Source organism: Pseudanabaena sp. BC1403 (assembly GCF_002914585.1).
Classification (GTDB): domain Bacteria; phylum Cyanobacteriota; class Cyanobacteriia; order Pseudanabaenales; family Pseudanabaenaceae; genus Pseudanabaena.
On record NZ_PDDM01000012.1, the window covers coordinates 64,745 to 84,095 of the forward strand.

Genomic DNA, 19,351 nt, shown 5'->3' on the forward strand with positions numbered 1-19,351 from the left:
TCAATTCATAGGTAATCTTACTGCATTAATTAAGTATTGCGTACTAAAAACTTAAGGTTGTGACAAGCACAACCTTAAGTTTTGACTTTTAGCGTCGTTGCGCAAGTTTGTCGTATACCAATTGCAGATCAACATGGTGATGTGCGATCGCCACTAACGTGTGATAAAACAAATCTGCTACTTCTGAGGCGATCGCATCTGGATCATCATCTTTACAAGCCATCACCACTTCAGCAGACTCTTCGCCAATTTTTTTTAAAATCTTGTTGTCGCCACCAGCAAATAATTTGCAGGTATAAGAACTTTCTTGGGGATGCTCACGGCGATCGACAATTACCGCAAATAATTCTGAAAGGGGATCGTTCATAATATAAAAGTTCTTATACAAAGTAATTATGATGCGCAAAGCGCCTCACAATCTTAATAATAAAGGCACGCAATGCGTGCCTTTATTGTTTTTGAATGTTCTGCAAAGCAGAACATTCAAGCAAGCTAAATGTTGCCAACAATTACTTGATGGAAACCTTACCACCAGCTTCTTCGATTTGCTTCTTAGCAGCTTCAGCATCAGCTTTAGGCATAGCTTCTTTGATGGTCTTAGGTGCAGACTCAACCATATCCTTAGCATCTTTCAAGCCTAAGCCTGTGATTTCGCGAACGATCTTCAGGACGGCAATCTTCTTGTCAGCAGGAACTTCATCAAGTACCAAGTCAAAAGCAGTCTTCTCTTCTTCTACTTCAGCAGCAGCAGCAGCACCAGGAGCAGCCATCATCATGCCACCAACAGGAGCAGCAGCCGAAACGCCGAAGGTTTCTTCGATCGCTTTGACCAATTCAGAAGCTTCAAGAAGGCTCAAAGACTTTAGTTCTTCAATAATGCTATCGATTTTTGCAGACATAATTTTTCTCTTTAGTTAATTAGATTAGGTTAGTAATTGGTGAACGGTAATTCGTAATTCGTAATTCGTAATTACCAATCCTTCTAAGCAGCTTCTTTTTCGGAAACAGCTTTGATAGCTCTGCCCAGAGATTGAGGAACCTCTTTGATGCCGATCGCGATCTTGGCGGTAACTGAATTGATAGCACCAGCGATTTGCGCGATAAGTACTTCCTTTGAAGGTAGATCTGCGATCGCCTGCAAGTCTTTTGCAGTCAAAGCGCGACCTTCTAAGACTCCGCCACGAAGTTCGGTTTTCTTAGATTCCTTTTGGAATGCTTGGTATGCCTTAACAGCACCACCGATGTCATCTTTGACAAACAGACAAGCAGAAGGTCCAACGAGGAAACCTTCAAGAGGTTTCCATTCAGGAGTTTCAGAAATTGCTTGCTTGAGCAAAGTGTTTTTGGTAGTTCTGCACACCGTACCCGTAGGACGGAGTGAGCGGCGGAGCTTAGTAATCTCGGCAACTGATAAAGTTGAGTAATCGATTACCATGACCATCTGAGTTCCTTCAAACTCTTTGGTCATTTCTCCGACTAGAAATTTCTTTTGGTCTAGGGTCTTACCCATATGGTTCTCACCTCCTTGTGTTTGGAGCTAATTAAATTGCGCTTTGCGCTATCAAATTAGCTGTGTAGATCTTTAAAGTCATTAAAAAAGCCTCGTCTTTTCGCAGACCGAGGCTAAAAAAGTATTCTTTCCAGAATCTTTCTTAAAACACCTCGGCAGGAAATTGAGCCATGAGCACCTGCTGTCTATGGAGATATTCAGTTGTCGAAATTTCTTTCTAGGCTTATTACAACAATTAGACTTAGCTTTTACTTCTTCTTTCAGAATGTTCGCTTTAGGTGAACATTCTGAATTTAAATGACTTTGAAAGGCTTAAATTACGCATCTCCGAACTTGAGATCACGCAGAGCGGTGACATCAACTTCGATCGCAGGCCCCATAGTTGCAGATACATACAGCGATCTCCAGTATCTACCCTTTGCGCCCGAAGGACGATTGCGATCGATCGTTTCTTGCAAAGCTTTGAGGTTGATTAGCAAGTCTTCAGCAGGGAAGGCAGCCTTGCCAAATTGGATATGGACGATCCCTGTGCGATCGGCACGGAATTCTAGCTTACCAGCTTTGAATTCGTTGATTGCGCCACCTAAATCAGTAGTTACCGTACCACCTTTAGGTGAAGGCATCAATCCTCTTGGTCCAAGCAATTTACCAAGCTTAGCCACCTGAGGCATCATGTCAGGTGTTGAAATCAGCAAATCAAAATCCATTCTTCCCTTGCTGATTTCATCGATTAGCTCCTCAGAACCAGCGATGTCTGCACCTGCGGCGGTTGCTTCGGCAACTTTTTCACCACGAGCAATAACTGCTACACGAATTGTTTGTCCCGTTCCTTTTGGTAAAGTTACCGTTGTCCGCAATTGTTGATCAGCGTACTTCGGATCGATACCTAGTCTGACGTGTGCTTCTACTGACTCAGGGAACTTAGCTGTCGCAGTTACTTTGACTAGCTCCAATGCATTGATCGGTGCGTAAGGTCTATCTTCAACCTTGCTTAAAGCTTCCTTAAGACGCTTTGAGATTTTCTTTGCCATGATTACTCCTACGGGGTGCGATCGGAAAAATTAATTCCCTCCCCCAACTAAAATTTTTGTTTGAATTTTATAGATATTGAAAATTGACAAGCCGAGAAACTAAGAGCTAATAGTAACGCCCATGTTCTTTGCAGTGCCTTCAATAATCTTCATCGCTGCATCGATATCATTTGCGTTGATATCAGGCATTTTGGTTTCAGCGATTTGACGAAGTTGATCTCTGGAGATAGAACCTACCTTTTTACGGTTTGGCTCAGCTGAACCAGAGGAGATGCCAGCTGCTTTTTGAATTAAAACTGATGCTGGTGGTGTTTTGAGAACGAAGGTAAAGCTTCGGTCTTCATACACAGATATTTCTACAGGAATGACCATGCCTGCTTGATCAGCAGTACGGGCGTTATATTCCTTACAAAACATCATGATGTTGACACCATGCTGACCTAGAGCAGGGCCAACTGGTGGAGTTGGGCTAGCCTTACCAGCATTAAGTGCCAACTTGATAATTGCTGTAACTTTCTTAGCCATTAATTTTAGCCGTTAATTTTAGCCGTTTAAGAAACTACAAACCTGCGTTTGAGTGAATTAGTTTTGCTTTTGTACCTGAGTGAACTCTAGTTCTACAGGTGTGTCTCTACCAAAGATTGAAAGCAGGGCTTTAAGTTTGCTCCGTTCTGGGCTAACTTCCACCACTTCGCCTTCAAAGTCTTTGAAAGGTCCATTAAGCACTTTGATTTTGTCGCCTTGAGCCATGTTGATTTTGAGAACTGGCTCTTGTTCGACGGTGACACGGAAAATTCTTTCAACCTCTTTCTCGGTGAGAGGACGAGGTTTAACATGTCCTCGACCGCGACCGTAGTGACGTTTTTGTTCTGTGCCGACAAAGTTAATTACATGGGGAGTGCTTTTGACAGCAAGCCATGCATCATCATCAACTTCTAGCTGTCCGATTTCATTTCTGACAGTTTTGATCTGAATCAGAACATAACCAGGGAAAATCTTTTCCTCAGAGGTTGCTCGACTGCCATCCTTTCTCAGTTTGACGGTCGGTGTCTGTGGAATTTCAATTTGCTTGATCCTATCTTCGACATCAAGGGTCTTGATGCGTTGCTCTAGGCTCGACTTAACCTTTTTTTCGCAGCCCGAAGCAATTTGAACGGCATACCAGTTAAATAGTATGTCTTCATCTTCTTGGCTACTAGATGAGTGGTCGATATCCTCGGTAAACATTATTGAAACACCTGCAATGCGATCGCCTTAAACAAAGCATCAATTAGATAAACAAAGGTTGCGACTGCAACGATCATCAAAAGAACGGATGCAGACTCACTAATGAGCTGTTGGCGCGTGGGCCAAACGATCTTGCCGAATTCGGCTTTGGATTCTACAAAAAGTTTAGCTACCCCAGTTGGCTCAGATTTTGCATCTGATTCAACTTTGGATGCTTCTTTTGGTTGCTCTTTTAGGTCGTTTTTCGTCATAGCGGCAACTCTTGCGATTCCTTTGCAATCTTTGTAAATACGATACGTTTAAGTGCAATTCTCTAAAATGGTGAAGCGCGCCCTGGAGGACTCGAACCTCCGACATCAGGTTTTGGAGACCTGCGTTCTACCAACTGAACTAAGGACGCACGTAATGAAAACACGATTTCGATACGCAACCAGTTATATCTACTGTATCAGTTGCTATAAAAAAATAGTATTTGATACTTAGTATAACTGTAGATGGATCTATAGTGGTCGATCAAATCGTTGTTTAAGACGAGTTGCTTTACCAACTAGGTCACGTAAGTAGTAGAGCTTAGCACGACGAACTTTACCACGACGAATCACTTTGATGCTTTCAATTTGAGGAGAATGTAGCAAGAAGGCTCGCTCTACTCCAATTCCTTGAAATACTCGACGGACGGTAATAACAGTGTTAACGCTAGAACCACGTCTCGCAATGATCACGCCTTCGTATGGCTGAGTACGTTCTTTGCCGCCCTCTTTAATCCTAACTCCAACCTTGACAGTATCTCCTACATAAATTGTGGGGAGATCTGTTTTGATATATTCCGCTTCAATTGAGCGGATGATTTCAGAAGCGTTCATGAGGAATGCCAAAAAAGTCGCGATCATCTATGTTAAAGCATGAATGACTTAATGTCTATAATTTTTTGTCAAATTGTCAAATTACTTCTATAGATTATGTTGAATTACTCAAAGTAGCAGTAACTCAGATAGTTTTCACTTTCTAATTGTCTTAGTGTAGAACTCTGTAATACCTCAAGCCACAAAAAAAGATAAACATAACACTCGCTTATTGCTATTTAACTAATAATTTTGCTATAATTTTTTCAGATTTTTAGAAAAAATCTAAATTCAAGGGGGAAAAATGAAAAACTACGCTGAAATGAGTCCAGAACTTGAAAAAACGTTTACTGCATTTGTTAATAATGCAAATAAAACTCATCTCCATCCTGTTCTTGATCGCGACAGGTTTCTAGATTTTATTATTCAATCTCATTCAGAAAACTCTGACCTTGATGTGGTAACACTTCAAGAAAGATTGGAAAGTCAAGGCTTCTCGGAAGAATATGCTTTAGAGCTTTCTATAAAATATGAGTTTGGAAAGGAATTACTAAATAAATTTGTTCAAGCTATTTAGTAGTTGTTTTGAACTCGTTCATTTTAATAGCATTTAATGGCTACTGCCCTCTACGCCAAGAATTGGTTGTGCGTGGCTTCACTCCGCCCCATAAATTCTTGGCTTTATAGTTTCTATTTATTGGGTGAGCAGCGATTAATTAGTTATAGAGGCTTTTTGCGTAAACTAGAGCTTGCAGGAAGCCTACTATTATTCTGTTCGGCTTGACGGATGGCGATAATTTCTGAGGCTGCGCTTTGCAAATTCCGATCGCGATATGGAATCGCCGCACGAGTTTTCAGAAAAGCCGATTCGGTTTCTGAGATTGTCGGCAAAGCAATGGGCGCAAATGCGGCAATGGTACTGGGGGATTTGCGTCCGATAGGAGCGATCGCACCAATTTGCAATCCTGCCATAAGCATGGCGGCGCGGACAGCGGCGGACGAGGAGTAAGTAACAAGATAGCCGTCAGATTTAAGGCTGTTGGCTAAAAGCTGGATAAATTCTACTGTCCAGAGTTGGGGACAATGGGGCGGTGAGAAGGGATCGAGAAAGATGGCATCTGCCCATTTGGTTGGGACTTGGCTAATGGTTTGCCTTGCGTCACCGATTAGTAGTTGTAAAGATAAATTCTCGGTGGTTACGGTTTGAGTTGCGGCGGCGATTTTTAAGATTTGGGCGATCGCAGGTTGCCAGATATCTACTAATCCTGATGCGATCGCTTTTTGTGGGACTTCAAGGTTGTTTTCGAGGGCGATAATGTGGAGGTTGGCGGTGCGATCTGGTAATTCTGATACACAGGCGATCGCGGCGGCGGTATTGTAGCCCAAGCCATAGCAAACATCAAGGATATTGAGTTGAGTTTGGGTGCTGGCTTTTTCGGCGATTTTGGCGGGTATGACAAATTTAGCTTCGGCTTCGTGTTTTGCACCGTGGGAGCTATGGAATGTTTCTTGAAATGTTTCTGACCAAAAGGTGATTGATCCGTCTTCGGTGGGAAAAAGTGAAAGCTTATCCATTAAATTCGATCAATACTGACGCGATCGTCAAAGACAAAACATTCACCTTCCCAAACACTTTCTTCGGGCGGAACTTCTTCGATATATTTAAGAATGCCTCCTTTGAGATGATATACCTCACTAAAGCCTTGAGAAAGCATATAGGCACTAGCCTTTTCACAACGAATCCCGCCTGTACAGAACATAGCAACCTTTTGATGCTTCTCTGGATTTAGTTGCTCTTGCACATATTGAGGGAATTCCCCAAAGGTCTCTAGATTTGGATTAATAGCTCCTTTAAATGTGCCAAATTCTACTTCGTAAGTATTGCGCGTATCAATGACGATCACGTCAGGATCAGCAATCAATTCATTCCAATCTTTTGGCTCCACATAAGTACCGACACGATACCGAGGATCGATGTCGGGAACGCCCAAAGTGACGATCTCTTTTTTGAGTCGTACTTTCATCTTTTGAAATGGAACTCCTTGGCAATAGGACTCCTTATGCTCTAAGTTCTGAAGGCGAGGATCTTTCCGTAAATATTCTAGTACAGCATCGATCGCATCACGACTACCTGCGATCGTGGAGTTAATGCCTTCTTTGGCAAGCAGGATCGTGCCTTTGAGTTGATGAGCGTCACAAAATTCTTTAATAGGATTCCGCAATGATTCATAATCTGGCAATTCCGTAAAATGATAAAAAGCTGCGACAACACAAGGTTCCATCGCCTCTTGCTGATTAGCTTGAATTGTTTGATTAATTTGTGCTTGCAGACGGGTTACTTGTTTAATCCTAGTCATTTGCCCAGAAATTTGCCAGAAATTTATTTAAAAGGCGATCGCTTTTCTATAACTCCAATATAGCGCCTTGCGTTCTAGTTATCCTAATCACCATCGGTTGAAAATCCGCTAAAAAATTGCAAAACCCTTATGGGATTTTGATTACTTCGCTCAGCCCAATATTTAAATATCTCGACAGAGTTGTTGTGGTAACTGTTCAAGGACTCGCTGAAACGGGGCGAAATCTCTCAAACCATGCGACAAAATCAAAGCTCCTTGCATACAAATCATCGCATCTTCGCCGCGCTCCTTTGCCAATTTTTCATCTAATCCTGCGGTGACTAGAACCTTTGTGATCGCCTCAATCCATAGCGAAAAAGCACCACGAATCTCTGCGTGAAACAAATCATCACTCGACTGCTGCATCACCAAAACTGCCCAGAGGCAAGAATTTTGTCCCTCATTAAAAAATTTGCCCACTTCCTCACTCATGGACTTAAATTTAGCGATCGGTGGTTCGGGACGATCGAGGATTTCCAAAATGCTCGTCTCTAGCCAATTGTTGACATGCGTAAGAGCTGTCTCCGCCATTTCTGCCTTGCCTCTAGGGAAATGGTGATAGAGACTAGCTTTCCCCAAGCCCGTCTCTTGTGAAATTTTGGAAAGGGTTACACCCTCATAACCAAACTGACGAAACAGCTTGAGCAAAGTTGGTACATGGGTTTGTCTAGACATAGATTTTTATCAGAGGATTGATGGCGCGAAGCGCCATCAATCCTCTTGGGATATAGCAATATTTACTTATAGTTCTGCAATTTAGGAACCAATTTTTGGTGGCGCGTCTTTGCCGCGCCACCAAAAATTGGTTTTTATTTTATAGCAAAGTCTTTATTGACATTATACCGACCGAACAGTACAGTATCAATATACCGAGCGGACGGTACAGTAAATTTAACTTTGCTCCTCACCAAAAAAATAGGCAAATTAATGATTAAGCTATATGGTCACGAAATCTCTGGGAACAGCTACAAAGTATGTTTGATGTTGTCATTGCTCAATCTTGAGTATGAATGGGTCAGGGTCGATCTAATGAAAGGCGAACATAAATCACCAGAGTATTTGGCAAAGAATCCTTTTGGTCAAGTTCCTTTACTAGTCGATGATGAGACTCAAATTGCTGATTCTCAAGCGATTTTGGTTTATTTAGCGAGAAAGTATAGCGACGAACAATGGCTACCTACTGATGCATTACCAATGGCGCAAGTAGTTCGTTGGTTGTCAACGGCTGCAGGTGAAGTACGTCAAGGACTAGGGAACTCAAGACTATTCTATCTATTTGGAGCAGGCACGAAGATCAATATTGAAAGCGCCACTGAAAAATCTCATTTCATTCTCAAGCAACTTGACCAACATTTGAGTACTAGAACTTGGTTAGAGTGCGATCGCCCTACCATTGCCGATGTTGCTATCTATCCCTATATTTCATTAGCCAAGGATGGCAAAATTGAACTTGATGCTTACTCTCATGTTTTGAGTTGGATGGAGCGATTTCAGAAACTTGATGGCTATGTACCAATGTTAGGAGCTTAAACCTATGCCCAGACAATTTGGCACGATCGCATTCACTCCAGCAGTGAAAGCAATGCAAGAAAAAATGGGTTCCCGTGAGAACTACGAGCGCTTTGTGGAGAAAGGTGCTGACAATAATACGGTTACTCCCGATATCGCTCAGTTTATCGCGAGTATGGAAGGATTTTATCTCGGTACTGTTACTTCCAATGGCTATCCATATATTCAGTTTCGTGGCGGTAAGGCAGGATTTTTAAAGGTTCTTGATGAGAAGACTTTGGGCTTTGCTGATTATCGTGGCAATGTGCAGTATATCTCTGTAGGCAACCTTTCGGAAAATGATAAAACATTTCTGTTTTTAATGGATTATCGGAACCGCCGCCGTTTGAAAATCCTCGGTCGTGCAAGGATTGTGGAAGATGATCCTGTAATCCTTGCTCAAGTCCAAGATGCTGACTATGCAGCTACTGTAGAACGTGCGATCGTCTTTGAAATCGAAGGCTGTGATTGGAACTGTCCGCAACATATTCCTATTCGCTATTCACAAGCAGAGGTAGAAGCAATGCAAGTTAGAATTAGTGAATTAGAGCAACTTCTAGCCGAGACTAAAAACTCATAATTATGAAACTTCATGCAGATTTGAGTCAGCGCGTTGTCATTGAGAGTGAATCCCTTGATTGGGTGGATTCTCCTATGGTTGGTGTCCAGCGCCAAATGCTCGAACGGGATGGCGAAGAAGTGGCTAGAGCAACATCAGTCGTGCGCTATGCTCCAAACAGTCATTTCTCCGCGCATACCCACGGCGGCGGCGAAGAGTTTTTGGTCTTAGAAGGCATTTTCTCCGATGAGTATGGTGATTATCCTACGGGAACTTATATTCGGAATCCTGTTGGGTCAACCCATACGCCTTTTAGCAAAGAGGGTTGCACGATTTTAGTTAAGCTTTGGCAAATGCATCCTGATGACCAACAACGAGTTGCGATCGCTACGAAGCAAACGCCTTGGGCTAATGGCTTAGTCAAGGGATTACAAGTAATGCCCCTGCATAGCTATGGAACCGAAAATGTCGCTCTAGTTAAATGGGATGCGGGTACTCAATTCCAGCCTCATATGCATTTAGGCGGCGAAGAAATCTTTGTCGTTGATGGAGTCTTTGAGGATGAGTTTGGCGCTTATCCCAAGGGTACTTGGTTGCGGAATCCTAGTGGTAGTCGGCATACTCCGTTTAGCAATTCAGGTTGTCTGATTTACGTCAAAGTTGGACATCTGAGCTAATCTATTTTCTATGCTTGTCACTGCTTTTAAAAATATGAAGACCCAAAGTATTTTTTCTAACATTGTTCTATATGGTCGCTCGACATGGCAGATAATGCGATCGCGTCTTAGTCCTAAAAAAGGGATCGAAGATATTCTGAACTATCGATATATCTCGACCAAGTTAGCCACAAGCGGTCAACCAACTGCCGCAGAGCTGGAATTAATTAGTCAAGCTGGCTATAAGACTATTCTCAATTTAGCACCGCCAACTGCGTCCAATGCTCTGCCAGAGGAACAGGCGATCGCAACTAATTTGGGAATGGATTATATCAACATCCCCGTGGTTTGGGATAATCCTACAATGGCAGACTTTAACCAGTTTTGCGATGTAATGGAAAATTATAAAGACCAACCAATTTTTGTCCATTGTGCGATGAATATGCGCGTATCAGCGTTTATGTATCTCTATCGTTACTTGAAGCTAGGAGTCCCTATGTCAGAGGCTCGTGCGACCATGACAACCGTCTGGGAACCCAACGCTACTTGGCAAAACTTCATTGAAACTGCGATCGCCTCTAATTAACGCCTCTAATTAACTATTACCTAAATCTTAAACATCATGGAAACTAAACCACCACTGCCACCATTTACCCTAGAAACTGCTAAAGCCAAAATCCAAGCTGCCGAAGATGCTTGGAATACTCGCAATCCCGATCGCGTTGCCCTTGCCTATACCGAAGACTCCGAATGGCGCAATCGCAATGAATTTGTAAATGGACGCGATGAGATTAGAGAATTCCTCAAGCGTAAATGGGAGAAAGAACTTGATTATCGATTGAGAAAAGAACTCTGGTGCTTTATGGATAATCGGATTGCGGTGCGATTTGAGTATGAATATCATGATGAATCTGGCTCTTGGTATCGTGCCTATGGCAATGAAAATTGGGAGTTTGCCGAAAATGGTTTGATGATGCGGCGCTTTGCTAGTATTAACAATCTGGCTATCCAAGAAAGCGATCGCAAATTTCGCTGGGAACGTTAGATATGTAGAGTTTTTTGCTTAAACCCAAAGCAGTAGAGAAGTGTTGTGTAACACTTCTCTACTGCTTTGGATATTTAGCTATTGCTATATGATGCAAGAGTTGGATGCTAGGAGTGGGTTGCAGTATAATCGTGCTAGATATTTAGATTGATTGGGTATGTAGAATGGAAAAGTGGTACGAACTTTTGAAAAGCATTCAATTTGAAGGCGTTCTAAACGTGATGAGTTTAGAAGACTTACAAGAATTTGAGAAAGATAATAATATGTCTTTCCCAAAGGAATACAAAGAATTCTGTCAAGTATTTGGTTCGGGATTTTTTGGTAATGAGATTAGAATAGATTGTCCTCCTGAGATTGAAAGATCTCCCATTTTGAGATCAGAAATATTTGAGTACTTGGAAAACTTAAAAAAGCTTTCAGATTTTCCTGTTGACAAAGCTGTGCAAATTACTAAATTACTTAAAAATGCTTTGTTTTTTGGCAGTACTGGTAATAGCGAAGTCTTTCTATGGAACTTGGCTACTGAAAACTGCACCGATTCTAATTATGATATCTACATGACCAATTTAGAGTGCTTTGAGTGCGAAGGTGGAGAGATAGAAATAGTGGGCAGAAGTTTCTATACATTTATTAAAGATATTGCTTTGAAAAATCTGCCATTTACTGGCGTTATGAGTAAATACACTTATCCCGACGAAATGTTTCAACCCAGATTCTCTCCTTTATTATCCCGTGGAGTATCGTCTGACTTCACAGTCACAAGGCTTGTAACGAATCATCCTGTAGAGTTTGCTAATTGGCTTTTAGGAAGCTCCCAAGCCCTTACTTGCGCTGATTCAGAAGAAACATGGGCAGCAGCAACTAAGCTTGATTTACTAATTTTAAAGACGGAAGATACAATTCTTCAAATTGAGGTAAAAACCCGTCTTGATCCAAATATTCCCATTCAATTCTTTAATGATTATTTACGGCTTTCCACTCAATTTCCTGATAAAAACATAAGGCAAGTTGTCATTTATTTGAAACCAACTAACTCTCCATTAGTACACCTAACCAGCTATGAGGCATCTAATATAAAACATGATTTCGAGGTAATTCGGTTATGGGAGCAGCCAACAGATTTGTTCTTAACAAGCCATGTACTAACACCATTAGCTGTCTTATCTAATACTCCCGACAAACAAGAAACATTAAGACAGACAGCAAAAATTATCGAGGAAATAGAATATTATAATCAATCGAATGTTAGTTTTGATGCAGCAGTTTTAGCTTGGCTAGTATTAGATGAAGAAGTAGTTAGCCAGATATTACAAATATATAAGGAAATAGACTGGGAAATCGTCACAAAACAACTCAAATAACTGGCAGAACCAAAATGAGGAGTGCGACCTAGAATAGAAGTTTTCTAATCTTTATTTTGGGCTTAAACTGAAAGACGGTGCTTTGCACCGCCTTTTATTTAGGGATTAGGTGGACACCAAAATATTAGCGTAGGGTGCGTTCATGAAATGAAACGCACCAAATAAATCTATTTAGAACCTATTCTATTATCCCAGAGATCTCCATCCAAACAAGCAAGCGATTTTCTCAAACTTGTGAGCGATCTTTTGAGCTATAGATTGAGTCGTTCTCAATCACCCTTGAGATGATAAAATCCCGCAATGATCGACAACATTTGTAAATTCTTAGCAGAAACCTTCCCCACCGACTTTGCCAGTTGGCTATTAGGAGAAGCGATTGCATTCACAAAACTCGAACCATCCGAACTCTCAGTCGAACCAATTCGGGCTGATTCAGTTATATTCCTGAAATCATTAAGAATGATCCTCCACATAGAGTTCCAAACCGACCCCAACAAAAACATTCCCTTCCGCATGACCGATTACCTGTTGAGATTGCATCGTCAATTTCCAGACAGGGAAATCTATCAAGTCGTGATTTACCTCACACCCAGCGAATCAAACCTTGTTTACAAAACCACATTTAACCTTGGCGGACTAAGCCATCAATTTAACGTAATCAGAATTTGGGAGCAGCCCACAGAAATATTTCAGCAATACCAAGGACTATTCCCCTTTGCCACCCTCTCACAAACCAACAACCCCGAAGAAACCTTAAGACAAGTTGCCAGACAAATCGAACAAATTACTGATAAACAAGTACAAAGCAACGTAGCCGCATCGACCGCTATAATATCGGGTATAGCCCTAAATAAAGAAATCATCCAAAGACTTTTAAGGAGCGAAATCATGAAAGAATCAGTAATTTATCAAGAAATCTTGCGTGAGGGTATAGCCGAAGGTGAAGCTAAAGGTCTAGCCAAGGGCAAAGCTGAAACTGCACGGCAAATCGCTATAAACATGATGCGCTCAAACATTTCTGGGGATTTAGTTGCCCAATTCACGGGACTAAGCCTCAAAGAAGTGCAAAAGCTCCAAAAACTGTCTGCAAAACAGCCCAAGCCTCAGAAATCAGCAAAAACAAAGCGATCGCCTAAATCTTAATAGCAGAGTAATCTGGTGAACTAAAAGTTGAACTCATCACGGACAATTTCTGAATTGCCACTAGATTTTTTCTGTAAAGCCGCGCTGAGCGCGGCATTTTTCGTTTAAGGATTAGGTGGACACCAAAATAGATTTTGACTAGAGATGCCAAGAGATTCGAGAATCTCCTTCATAGTTTTAGTACATTCCATCCAATAGTCTTGGCTGTCATACATCCAATCGGGACTGAAGTGGAGATCGTAATGCAGTAGATTTGGGATGTCTCTAAACTCATCAGATGTTTGCTTGGAAATAAGCAGCACTCGGAATGGTTTGCCCTTGCATTTAATCGTTAGCTTCTCGATTAGGTCTAGCACATAGTCGCGATTAGTTACACCAGTACGTACAAATAATACTTCATCACAATGTTCGAGCGTGTATAAAAACCTCTTTGCCCGCGCCGAATAGCGAACACGCATTCTTTCATGAACAGGCTGCATATTATTTGCAGGATCATCCGTATCTTCGACTTCATGCCCAAAGGATAGACCAGACCATTTAGAGTGATAAATGCGATTATCAGTAGCGTTGTAGTGGAGATATGCAGGGTTCCATAGATCTTTAAAATCGTTAACCACCATATCAGTTACATCACCGAGATTAGTGGAACGTGCTAAATCAAAGGGAAATGCTGGCCCATCATATTCCATCTTGTACAGGAGCATTCTCGCAGCACAGCGATCGCCTAACGGCAAAATGGCAATGCGATTAATTTCTGATAGTTTACATTTGTATTTGAGCAACATTGTCGATTTGACAGGTGCTTTGACGCGACTCTCTAAACCTTGCTCGCCAATCATCATTGTCCGAAATGGTGCTTCTGGATTTGCAGGATCGTGATAAACTCCCGCAGGCATAGCAGCTAACGCCGCCCGAATTTCTTTCCACATCGGATGGATGTTATATTCTTCCTCAGATTCATTGATAATCCGAATTGTGCGATCGCCTTCCTTAAGAATTCCTAGATGACCATCATAGTAAAGGATTTCTGCATTTTGAGGAGCAAAAAACTTGAGGGCTGAGCAATATTGCAGATCGACTCCAATCGGAATTTTAACTGTGTTCTCAATTGATCCATTAAACCCAACTGAAAGCAACGGAACTGTGCCTAGCTCATCATTTTTAGCGATATACGACGTACCAAAAGTTAAATCAGCTTTGCGTTTCAGGGCTTCTTGCAATTCCTTCCAAGTTGAAGTGATGTTGTAATCATATTCAGAATTGTTAATGATTCGCAAAGTCTGAGCTTCGGGGTTAGCAAATACTTGAAATCCATATTTATCGACATAGATAGCAATTTCGGTGGTACTGCTATGGGATTTGATGGCTTGTTCTTGTGATCGTCGCTCACGATCAATCTGAAAAATATCGAGATTGATCGCCTCAAACATTAGTTTGTGTCCTGCGGTATTAGGGTGCGCGATATCCAGAGATATACCAGATTTCCAGCCTCCATCGCCATCATCCAAAGCATCTAGCCAGTCGAGAATAGGAACGCCCCAACGCAACATCCGATGGTGGGTATCACGCAAAAGCCAGTTGTGTTCAGGGTTGTAGTCTCCATTGGGGTATAGACCGCCAATTACTGGTATTGCGCCCAAATCTTGGGTCATTTTAATCAGTTGCTGTAATCCGCTTTCATAACGACGTTGGACTGCACGGCGATCGTGGGGACGACAGTAGGCTAAACCTTCGTTTCCTAAAGATAGCGAAATAATTACCAGATCTGGTTTCTCAGGTACAACGACTGAAGCGAAGCGTTCAATTGTACTGGTGACATTTGCACCCAATTGGGAACGGTTTACCAATTGATGACCAAATTTTTCCTTTAGGACTTGCCCTAGTTGATTTGCCCAACCCTTTAGCAACCAAGCACTACAACCCATAGCCACAGAACTGCCGAGAACTAATACTTTGAGCCCATTTTGTGAATGTGTTTCTGGTTTTGTCTCTGGCTCTGAGGCGATCGCATTTTCTAAATATCCATAGGGGAATGGGTGGACATATCCAAATGAAAGATCATCAACAATGATTGTCGAAGTTTTGGAGCCAATGTGTTCTATCTCAATGGGAACCCAGCGATTGGTTTCTTTTTCGCATTCCCATTGAGCTTTCCCATTAGCATCAATTCGCACATACTTATATTCAATTTTCTCTTCAGCATCAGGCAAGGTGAGCGGATCAATTTCCACATCGACCCACCAAATTGGGTAGCGATCGCCTGATGTCCGCAGAGGTAAATATTTTTTGATGTCCCATGATCCAAATTGAGAAATCGAGCCGACGATACCAATCATTTCCCCATTTTGAGTGGGTGCTTTTACCTGAAATCGATACATAGATTATGTCTTTTGTGGATAGGGACTGATTAGTTCCGCCAACTAATACCGAAGCACGAAATGGCTATGCCATTTTGTGCTTTTAAAACCCTTACTGGGTTTGGTTTTTAATTCACAAAAGTGTCATCACATTTTTATGAATTGGTATAACAACCGTTAGCATTTTTAGCGATCGCCTTAAACTTGAACTATTTTTGAACTTAGCATTAAGTTGGACTTGAAGTCTGTTTTAGAAACTACAGCTAGTAATCGAAAAAGATCGTTATTGAATTGCAAAGCAAATTATAAGTAGCTACCTCGTATTTTTTGGGTTTTAAACTGGACGGAATTCGGTAAAATTATTAAGACATTGTAAAAAAGCAACTTTATATACTACAAGTATAAAAATTTATGGCAAAGAAAAGTCTTGCAAGTTTGACTGCTGCGGAATTAGCAGGTAAAAAAGTTTTAGTAAGAGTTGATTTTAACGTTCCTCAAGACGAAACTGGCAAAATCACCGACGATACTCGTATTCGTGCAGCATTGCCAACTATTAAGTACCTCACCGAAGCTGGTGCTCGTGTAATTCTCGCTAGTCACTTCGGCAGACCCAAGGGTGTTACAGAAAGCCTTCGCCTTAATCCTGTAGCAGTTCGTTTATCTGAGTTGCTTGGCAAGCCAGTTGTAAAAACCGATGATTGCATCGGAGATGAAGTTGCGGCTCAAGTTAATGCTCTCAACAACGGCGATGTCGCTTTGTTAGAGAATGTGCGTTTTTACCCTGAAGAAGAAAAGAACGATCCTGAATTTGCAAAAAAATTAGCATCTTTGGCAGACATTTATGTAAATGATGCTTTTGGTACTGCTCACCGCGCCCATGCTTCAACTGAAGGTGTAACCAAGTACATCAGCACCTCAGTTGCTGGTTTCTTGCTTGATAAGGAATTGCAATACTTGAGCGGTGCGATCGACAATCCTAAGCGTCCTCTGGCTGCGATCGTTGGTGGCTCTAAGGTCTCTAGCAAGATCGGCGTAATCGAAACTTTGCTCGATAAGGTTGATTATTTGTTGCTCGGCGGCGGCATGATCTTTACCTTTTACAAAGCTCGTGGCTTGAGCGTTGGTAAGTCTCTCGTTGAAGAAGATAAGCTAGACTTGGCTCGCGCCCTTGAAAAGAAAGCCGCAGAACGTGGTGTAAAGTTCTTGCTCCCAACTGATGTTGTTGTTGCTGATAACTTCAAGCCTGATGCTAATGCTCAAACCGTTAGCATTGACAATATCCCTGATGGTTGGATGGGCTTGGATATTGGGCCTGACTCCGTAAAGGTATTCCAAGCTGCGCTTGCCGAATGCAAATCTGCAATCTGGAATGGCCCAATGGGTGTATTCGAGTTTGATAAGTTTGCTGTTGGTACTGAAGCGATCGCACATACTCTTGCTGATCTTACTGCCACTGGCACAATCACCATCATCGGCGGCGGCGACTCAGTAGCTGCGGTTGAGAAGGTTGGTGTTGCTGACAAAATGAGCCACATCTCAACTGGTGGTGGTGCAAGTTTAGAATTGCTTGAAGGCAAAATCTTACCTGGTATCGCTGCTTTGAACGAAGCTTAATAAGTACTCGGCATAATTAAAAAAAGAGGGGCGCGATGCGCCCCTCTTTTTTTAACGAAAATTATCAGGGTTAAGCTTTCTGCCACCAGTAAAGCCACTATTGTTTATGCTTGCACCAGTACCACCATCACTAGGATCAAGGAATGGCTTCAAGTACAAGTTGCCACTACGCACATTGGATACAGGACGACTTGGTGATAATACTGAGCCAAGGACACCATTAATTCCTTTAAGATCAATGCCTAAACCAAGATCACCAGTGATGTCATTTAAAGAGCGATCGCGTCCGCGATAGGTATTTACGGCTGTAGTTGCTTGGCCACTATCAGCAGTAGCAAGATTGCCAAATACGCGATCGCGAGTGGCGATCGGATCTTGTCCATTTGGCACAGTCAAAACAATCCGACAAGCAGAATTTTTATCGGTGGTAGCGCAGATCACGTTGTATCCATTTTCAGTACTGGTTTTCATTTCCAGCAGACCATCGGGACGGTATGACTCCAAACGACGGCTGATTTCGTTACAGCGCTTTTCAGGTGACCAACCATCGCCCATCGTGCTGGGGGCAGCCCAAGGAAAATATTTTTGGGGTTGGCTCTTAGGTTGATAAACGACAATATATTGACCATCGCGGGACTGGCAGCTAAAACGAGCCGTTTTGTTGTCAGTGGGATTGGCGGCTTTATCGTTGGGATTTTCAGAGGGAAGAGTCGAAGGATTTGAGCTAGGGGTTGTTTCGACAGGGATAATCTGAGCGAGGCTGGGACTTGCTAATAGGGGGAAACCTAACGCGATCGCCGATAAGTAGCCAAGCTGCTTTTTTAAAAATTTTGGTAAATTTTGGGTTGAGTAATTCATAGGATTAGTGGGTGTGTGAGGATAAGTAAACAAATCAGAAATTCCCCCCAGATATACTTTGTGACGCTTGTGTGTTTACGCCTATGACCTTGCGCCTAATTTTATCTTATAGATCTTGCTATAGATTTATGACCAAAGTTTCACAAAATATGTTCCCACTAGAAATTTACAAGGCAGAGTCTTTTGACCTGATTGACTGACAAAACTGTTGAAATCCGCATTTAACTGTAGGGGCAGGTTTTGCTAAAAGCTTTGCTGTAAAACAAACACAGATCTACTAAACCTGCCCCCTACAGAGATCTGTCAGTCAATCAGCTTTTGCCACAAAGCAATTTTTGCTTTGTAATTAGTCATTAATTTCACTTTCTTCAGGTTCTTCCTCAGTTGGCAAAGGAGATCGCAAGATTACAGTATTATGCAATTTACCAATACCCTCGATTTCGACATAAATGCGATCGCCTTCTTGCATTTGCCCCACACCCTCAGGCGTACCCGTGAGAATAATATCCCCAGGCAGTAAAGTCATGATTTGGCTAATGTAGGACACGATATAGTCTGGGGAGAAAACCATCTCCTCAATTGAGGCTGATTGAAAAGGCTTTTTAGTATCATTTACAAAGGTTTGTAGCATGGCGGTAGGACTGATTTCGCGGACAATCCAAGGTCCCAAAGGGCAAAAAGTGTCAAAGCCTTTCCCTCTAGTCCATTGGCTATCACTTCTTTGTAAATCTCTCGCTGTCACATCGTTAGCGATCGTGTAGCCCCAAATGGCTGCGATCGCTTGTTTGGGGGTGAGATTAAAACAATGTGAACCAATCACCAAGGCTAACTCACCTTCATATTCTACCCGTTTAGACTGTGGCGGTAAGGCTATTTTCGATTCAGGAGCTATTATCGTAGTAGTGGGCTTTAAAAATATAATTGGCTCTTTGGGCACTTCTCCACCCATTTCGGCAGCATGTGCAGAATAGTTTTTACCCACAGCCACAATCTTACTCGGCTCACAAGGAGCTAAAAGTTGATAGGTGTCTGGCGCAAGTACATCCCCATTTGGCTCGCCTCCCAGCCAAGGAGCTGTACTGAGTAGCTTTATAGATTGATTTAACTCTAACAGTCCGTAACAGACTTCCCCTTGGGAAGTTTTCACGCGAACATAACGATCCGCCATAGCATCTTGTTTGTATCTAAAAATATTAAGAGAGGC

Annotated in this window: 22 protein-coding genes, 1 tRNA gene, 1 pseudogene and 1 other annotated feature; of the genes and pseudogenes, 9 read left to right on the forward strand and 15 right to left on the reverse strand. The window is 42.1% G+C overall.

What is annotated here, in order from left to right; translation table 11 throughout:
- Positions 1–88 precede the first annotated feature (88 nt).
- The 9 genes and pseudogenes from hisE to rplS all read right to left on the reverse strand — a co-directional run.
- Positions 89–361: pseudogene (hisE, locus tag CQ839_RS12405) on the reverse strand (phosphoribosyl-ATP diphosphatase); the annotation flags it as partial.
- A gap of 148 nt (positions 362–509) precedes the next feature.
- The gene (rplL, locus tag CQ839_RS12410) at positions 510–899 is read right to left on the reverse strand and encodes a 50S ribosomal protein L7/L12 (RefSeq protein WP_103668596.1); all 390 of its coding nucleotides are present in this window, start codon (positions 897–899) and stop codon (positions 510–512) included.
- 83 nt (positions 900–982) lie between these two features.
- Complete coding sequence (rplJ, locus tag CQ839_RS12415) at positions 983–1,510, reverse strand: 50S ribosomal protein L10 (RefSeq protein ID WP_103668597.1); 528 nt, start codon at positions 1,508–1,510, stop codon at positions 983–985.
- 74 nt (positions 1,511–1,584) lie between these two features.
- Positions 1,585–1,719: a sequence feature (ribosomal protein L10 leader region), on the reverse strand.
- Positions 1,720–1,827: 108 nt separating this feature from the next.
- On the reverse strand, positions 1,828–2,541 hold the full coding sequence (rplA, locus tag CQ839_RS12420; protein ID WP_103668598.1) for a 50S ribosomal protein L1: 714 nt from the start codon (positions 2,539–2,541) through the stop codon (positions 1,828–1,830).
- Between the two features lie 99 nt (positions 2,542–2,640).
- A complete protein-coding gene (rplK, locus tag CQ839_RS12425; protein ID WP_103668599.1) occupies positions 2,641–3,066 on the reverse strand; it encodes a 50S ribosomal protein L11 in 426 nt (141 codons plus the stop codon).
- 57 nt (positions 3,067–3,123) lie between these two features.
- Complete coding sequence (nusG, locus tag CQ839_RS12430; protein WP_374101377.1) at positions 3,124–3,771, reverse strand: transcription termination/antitermination protein NusG; 648 nt, start codon at positions 3,769–3,771, stop codon at positions 3,124–3,126.
- The gene (secE, locus tag CQ839_RS12435) at positions 3,768–4,019 is read right to left on the reverse strand and encodes a preprotein translocase subunit SecE (protein ID WP_103668601.1); all 252 of its coding nucleotides are present in this window, start codon (positions 4,017–4,019) and stop codon (positions 3,768–3,770) included. The genes nusG and secE overlap by 4 nt, the downstream gene beginning before the upstream one ends.
- Positions 4,020–4,095: 76 nt before the next feature.
- A tRNA-Trp gene (locus CQ839_RS12440) sits at positions 4,096–4,168 on the reverse strand.
- A gap of 100 nt (positions 4,169–4,268) precedes the next feature.
- Positions 4,269–4,631, reverse strand: coding sequence for a 50S ribosomal protein L19 (gene rplS, locus CQ839_RS12445; RefSeq protein ID WP_103668686.1), 363 nt, complete (start codon positions 4,629–4,631; stop codon positions 4,269–4,271).
- A 283-nt stretch (positions 4,632–4,914) separates the two neighbouring features.
- Here rplS and CQ839_RS12450 point away from each other — a divergent pair, with 283 nt between their 5' ends.
- Entirely contained in the window at positions 4,915–5,187 is a 273-nt protein-coding gene (locus CQ839_RS12450; RefSeq protein ID WP_103668602.1) for a hypothetical protein, read from the forward strand.
- Positions 5,188–5,330: 143 nt separating this feature from the next.
- On the opposite strand, the gene CQ839_RS12455 is transcribed toward CQ839_RS12450, so the two are convergent.
- From CQ839_RS12455 to CQ839_RS12465, 3 genes are all read right to left on the reverse strand, one after another.
- Positions 5,331–6,185, reverse strand: coding sequence for a tRNA (5-methylaminomethyl-2-thiouridine)(34)-methyltransferase MnmD (locus tag CQ839_RS12455; protein ID WP_103668603.1), 855 nt, complete (start codon positions 6,183–6,185; stop codon positions 5,331–5,333).
- A complete protein-coding gene (locus CQ839_RS12460; RefSeq protein ID WP_103668604.1) occupies positions 6,185–6,967 on the reverse strand; it encodes a rhodanese-related sulfurtransferase in 783 nt (260 codons plus the stop codon). The genes CQ839_RS12455 and CQ839_RS12460 overlap by 1 nt, the downstream gene beginning before the upstream one ends.
- Positions 6,968–7,129: 162 nt before the next feature.
- Entirely contained in the window at positions 7,130–7,681 is a 552-nt protein-coding gene (locus tag CQ839_RS12465; protein WP_103668605.1) for a TetR/AcrR family transcriptional regulator, read from the reverse strand.
- A gap of 252 nt (positions 7,682–7,933) precedes the next feature.
- On the opposite strand from CQ839_RS12465, the gene CQ839_RS12470 reads away from it, so the two are divergent.
- The 7 genes from CQ839_RS12470 to CQ839_RS12500 all read left to right on the forward strand — a co-directional run bounded on the left by CQ839_RS12470 (position 7,934) and on the right by CQ839_RS12500 (position 13,318).
- Positions 7,934–8,536 carry a glutathione S-transferase family protein gene (locus CQ839_RS12470; RefSeq protein WP_103668606.1) on the forward strand — a complete coding sequence of 201 codons (603 nt, stop codon included), beginning with the start codon at positions 7,934–7,936 and terminating at the stop codon, positions 8,534–8,536.
- Positions 8,537–8,540: 4 nt separating this feature from the next.
- A complete protein-coding gene (locus tag CQ839_RS12475; protein ID WP_103668607.1) occupies positions 8,541–9,134 on the forward strand; it encodes a pyridoxamine 5'-phosphate oxidase family protein in 594 nt (197 codons plus the stop codon).
- A 2-nt stretch (positions 9,135–9,136) separates the two neighbouring features.
- Positions 9,137–9,790, forward strand: a complete 654-nt coding sequence (locus CQ839_RS12480; protein ID WP_103668608.1) for a cupin domain-containing protein — start codon at positions 9,137–9,139, stop codon at positions 9,788–9,790.
- 34 nt (positions 9,791–9,824) lie between these two features.
- Entirely contained in the window at positions 9,825–10,355 is a 531-nt protein-coding gene (locus CQ839_RS12485; protein WP_181016190.1) for a protein tyrosine phosphatase family protein, read from the forward strand.
- Between the two features lie 36 nt (positions 10,356–10,391).
- Positions 10,392–10,814, forward strand: a complete 423-nt coding sequence (locus CQ839_RS12490; RefSeq protein WP_103668609.1) for a nuclear transport factor 2 family protein — start codon at positions 10,392–10,394, stop codon at positions 10,812–10,814.
- Between the two features lie 164 nt (positions 10,815–10,978).
- Entirely contained in the window at positions 10,979–12,175 is a 1,197-nt protein-coding gene (locus CQ839_RS12495; RefSeq protein WP_103668610.1) for an SMI1/KNR4 family protein, read from the forward strand.
- A 300-nt stretch (positions 12,176–12,475) separates the two neighbouring features.
- Positions 12,476–13,318, forward strand: a complete 843-nt coding sequence (locus CQ839_RS12500) for an Rpn family recombination-promoting nuclease/putative transposase (RefSeq protein WP_103668611.1) — start codon at positions 12,476–12,478, stop codon at positions 13,316–13,318.
- Between the two features lie 104 nt (positions 13,319–13,422).
- On the opposite strand, the gene CQ839_RS12505 is transcribed toward CQ839_RS12500, so the two are convergent.
- Positions 13,423–15,696, reverse strand: a complete 2,274-nt coding sequence (locus tag CQ839_RS12505) for a DUF1796 family putative cysteine peptidase (protein ID WP_103668612.1) — start codon at positions 15,694–15,696, stop codon at positions 13,423–13,425.
- Positions 15,697–16,086: 390 nt separating this feature from the next.
- On the opposite strand from CQ839_RS12505, the gene CQ839_RS12510 reads away from it, so the two are divergent.
- Complete coding sequence (locus CQ839_RS12510; protein WP_103668613.1) at positions 16,087–17,289, forward strand: phosphoglycerate kinase; 1,203 nt, start codon at positions 16,087–16,089, stop codon at positions 17,287–17,289.
- Between the two features lie 51 nt (positions 17,290–17,340).
- On the opposite strand, the gene CQ839_RS12515 is transcribed toward CQ839_RS12510, so the two are convergent.
- Entirely contained in the window at positions 17,341–18,147 is an 807-nt protein-coding gene (locus CQ839_RS12515) for a COP23 domain-containing protein (protein WP_103668614.1), read from the reverse strand.
- A 346-nt stretch (positions 18,148–18,493) separates the two neighbouring features.
- The gene (locus CQ839_RS12520) at positions 18,494–19,315 is read right to left on the reverse strand and encodes a fumarylacetoacetate hydrolase family protein (protein ID WP_103668615.1); all 822 of its coding nucleotides are present in this window, start codon (positions 19,313–19,315) and stop codon (positions 18,494–18,496) included.
- Between the last annotated feature and the right edge of the window lie 36 nt (positions 19,316–19,351).

Coding starts and splice junctions, on each gene's coding strand:
- rplL (WP_103668596.1), bottom strand. CDS start 899: ATGTCTGCAAAAATCGATAGCATTATTGAAGAACTAAAGTCTTTGAGC.
- CQ839_RS12470 (WP_103668606.1), top strand. CDS start 7,934: ATGATTAAGCTATATGGTCACGAAATCTCTGGGAACAGCTACAAAGTA.
- CQ839_RS12505 (WP_103668612.1), bottom strand. CDS start 15,696: ATGTATCGATTTCAGGTAAAAGCACCCACTCAAAATGGGGAAATGATT.
- CQ839_RS12490 (WP_103668609.1), top strand. CDS start 10,392: ATGGAAACTAAACCACCACTGCCACCATTTACCCTAGAAACTGCTAAA.
- CQ839_RS12500 (WP_103668611.1), top strand. CDS start 12,476: ATGATCGACAACATTTGTAAATTCTTAGCAGAAACCTTCCCCACCGAC.
- CQ839_RS12515 (WP_103668614.1), bottom strand. CDS start 18,147: ATGAATTACTCAACCCAAAATTTACCAAAATTTTTAAAAAAGCAGCTT.
- CQ839_RS12495 (WP_103668610.1), top strand. CDS start 10,979: ATGGAAAAGTGGTACGAACTTTTGAAAAGCATTCAATTTGAAGGCGTT.
- CQ839_RS12480 (WP_103668608.1), top strand. CDS start 9,137: ATGAAACTTCATGCAGATTTGAGTCAGCGCGTTGTCATTGAGAGTGAA.
- CQ839_RS12460 (WP_103668604.1), bottom strand. CDS start 6,967: ATGACTAGGATTAAACAAGTAACCCGTCTGCAAGCACAAATTAATCAA.
- CQ839_RS12485 (WP_181016190.1), top strand. CDS start 9,825: ATGAAGACCCAAAGTATTTTTTCTAACATTGTTCTATATGGTCGCTCG.
- CQ839_RS12510 (WP_103668613.1), top strand. CDS start 16,087: ATGGCAAAGAAAAGTCTTGCAAGTTTGACTGCTGCGGAATTAGCAGGT.
- CQ839_RS12455 (WP_103668603.1), bottom strand. CDS start 6,185: ATGGATAAGCTTTCACTTTTTCCCACCGAAGACGGATCAATCACCTTT.
- CQ839_RS12520 (WP_103668615.1), bottom strand. CDS start 19,315: ATGGCGGATCGTTATGTTCGCGTGAAAACTTCCCAAGGGGAAGTCTGT.
- rplJ (WP_103668597.1), bottom strand. CDS start 1,510: ATGGGTAAGACCCTAGACCAAAAGAAATTTCTAGTCGGAGAAATGACC.
- rplS (WP_103668686.1), bottom strand. CDS start 4,631: ATGAACGCTTCTGAAATCATCCGCTCAATTGAAGCGGAATATATCAAA.
- rplK (WP_103668599.1), bottom strand. CDS start 3,066: ATGGCTAAGAAAGTTACAGCAATTATCAAGTTGGCACTTAATGCTGGT.
- CQ839_RS12475 (WP_103668607.1), top strand. CDS start 8,541: ATGCCCAGACAATTTGGCACGATCGCATTCACTCCAGCAGTGAAAGCA.
- rplA (WP_103668598.1), bottom strand. CDS start 2,541: ATGGCAAAGAAAATCTCAAAGCGTCTTAAGGAAGCTTTAAGCAAGGTT.
- CQ839_RS12465 (WP_103668605.1), bottom strand. CDS start 7,681: ATGTCTAGACAAACCCATGTACCAACTTTGCTCAAGCTGTTTCGTCAG.
- CQ839_RS12450 (WP_103668602.1), top strand. CDS start 4,915: ATGAAAAACTACGCTGAAATGAGTCCAGAACTTGAAAAAACGTTTACT.
- secE (WP_103668601.1), bottom strand. CDS start 4,019: ATGACGAAAAACGACCTAAAAGAGCAACCAAAAGAAGCATCCAAAGTT.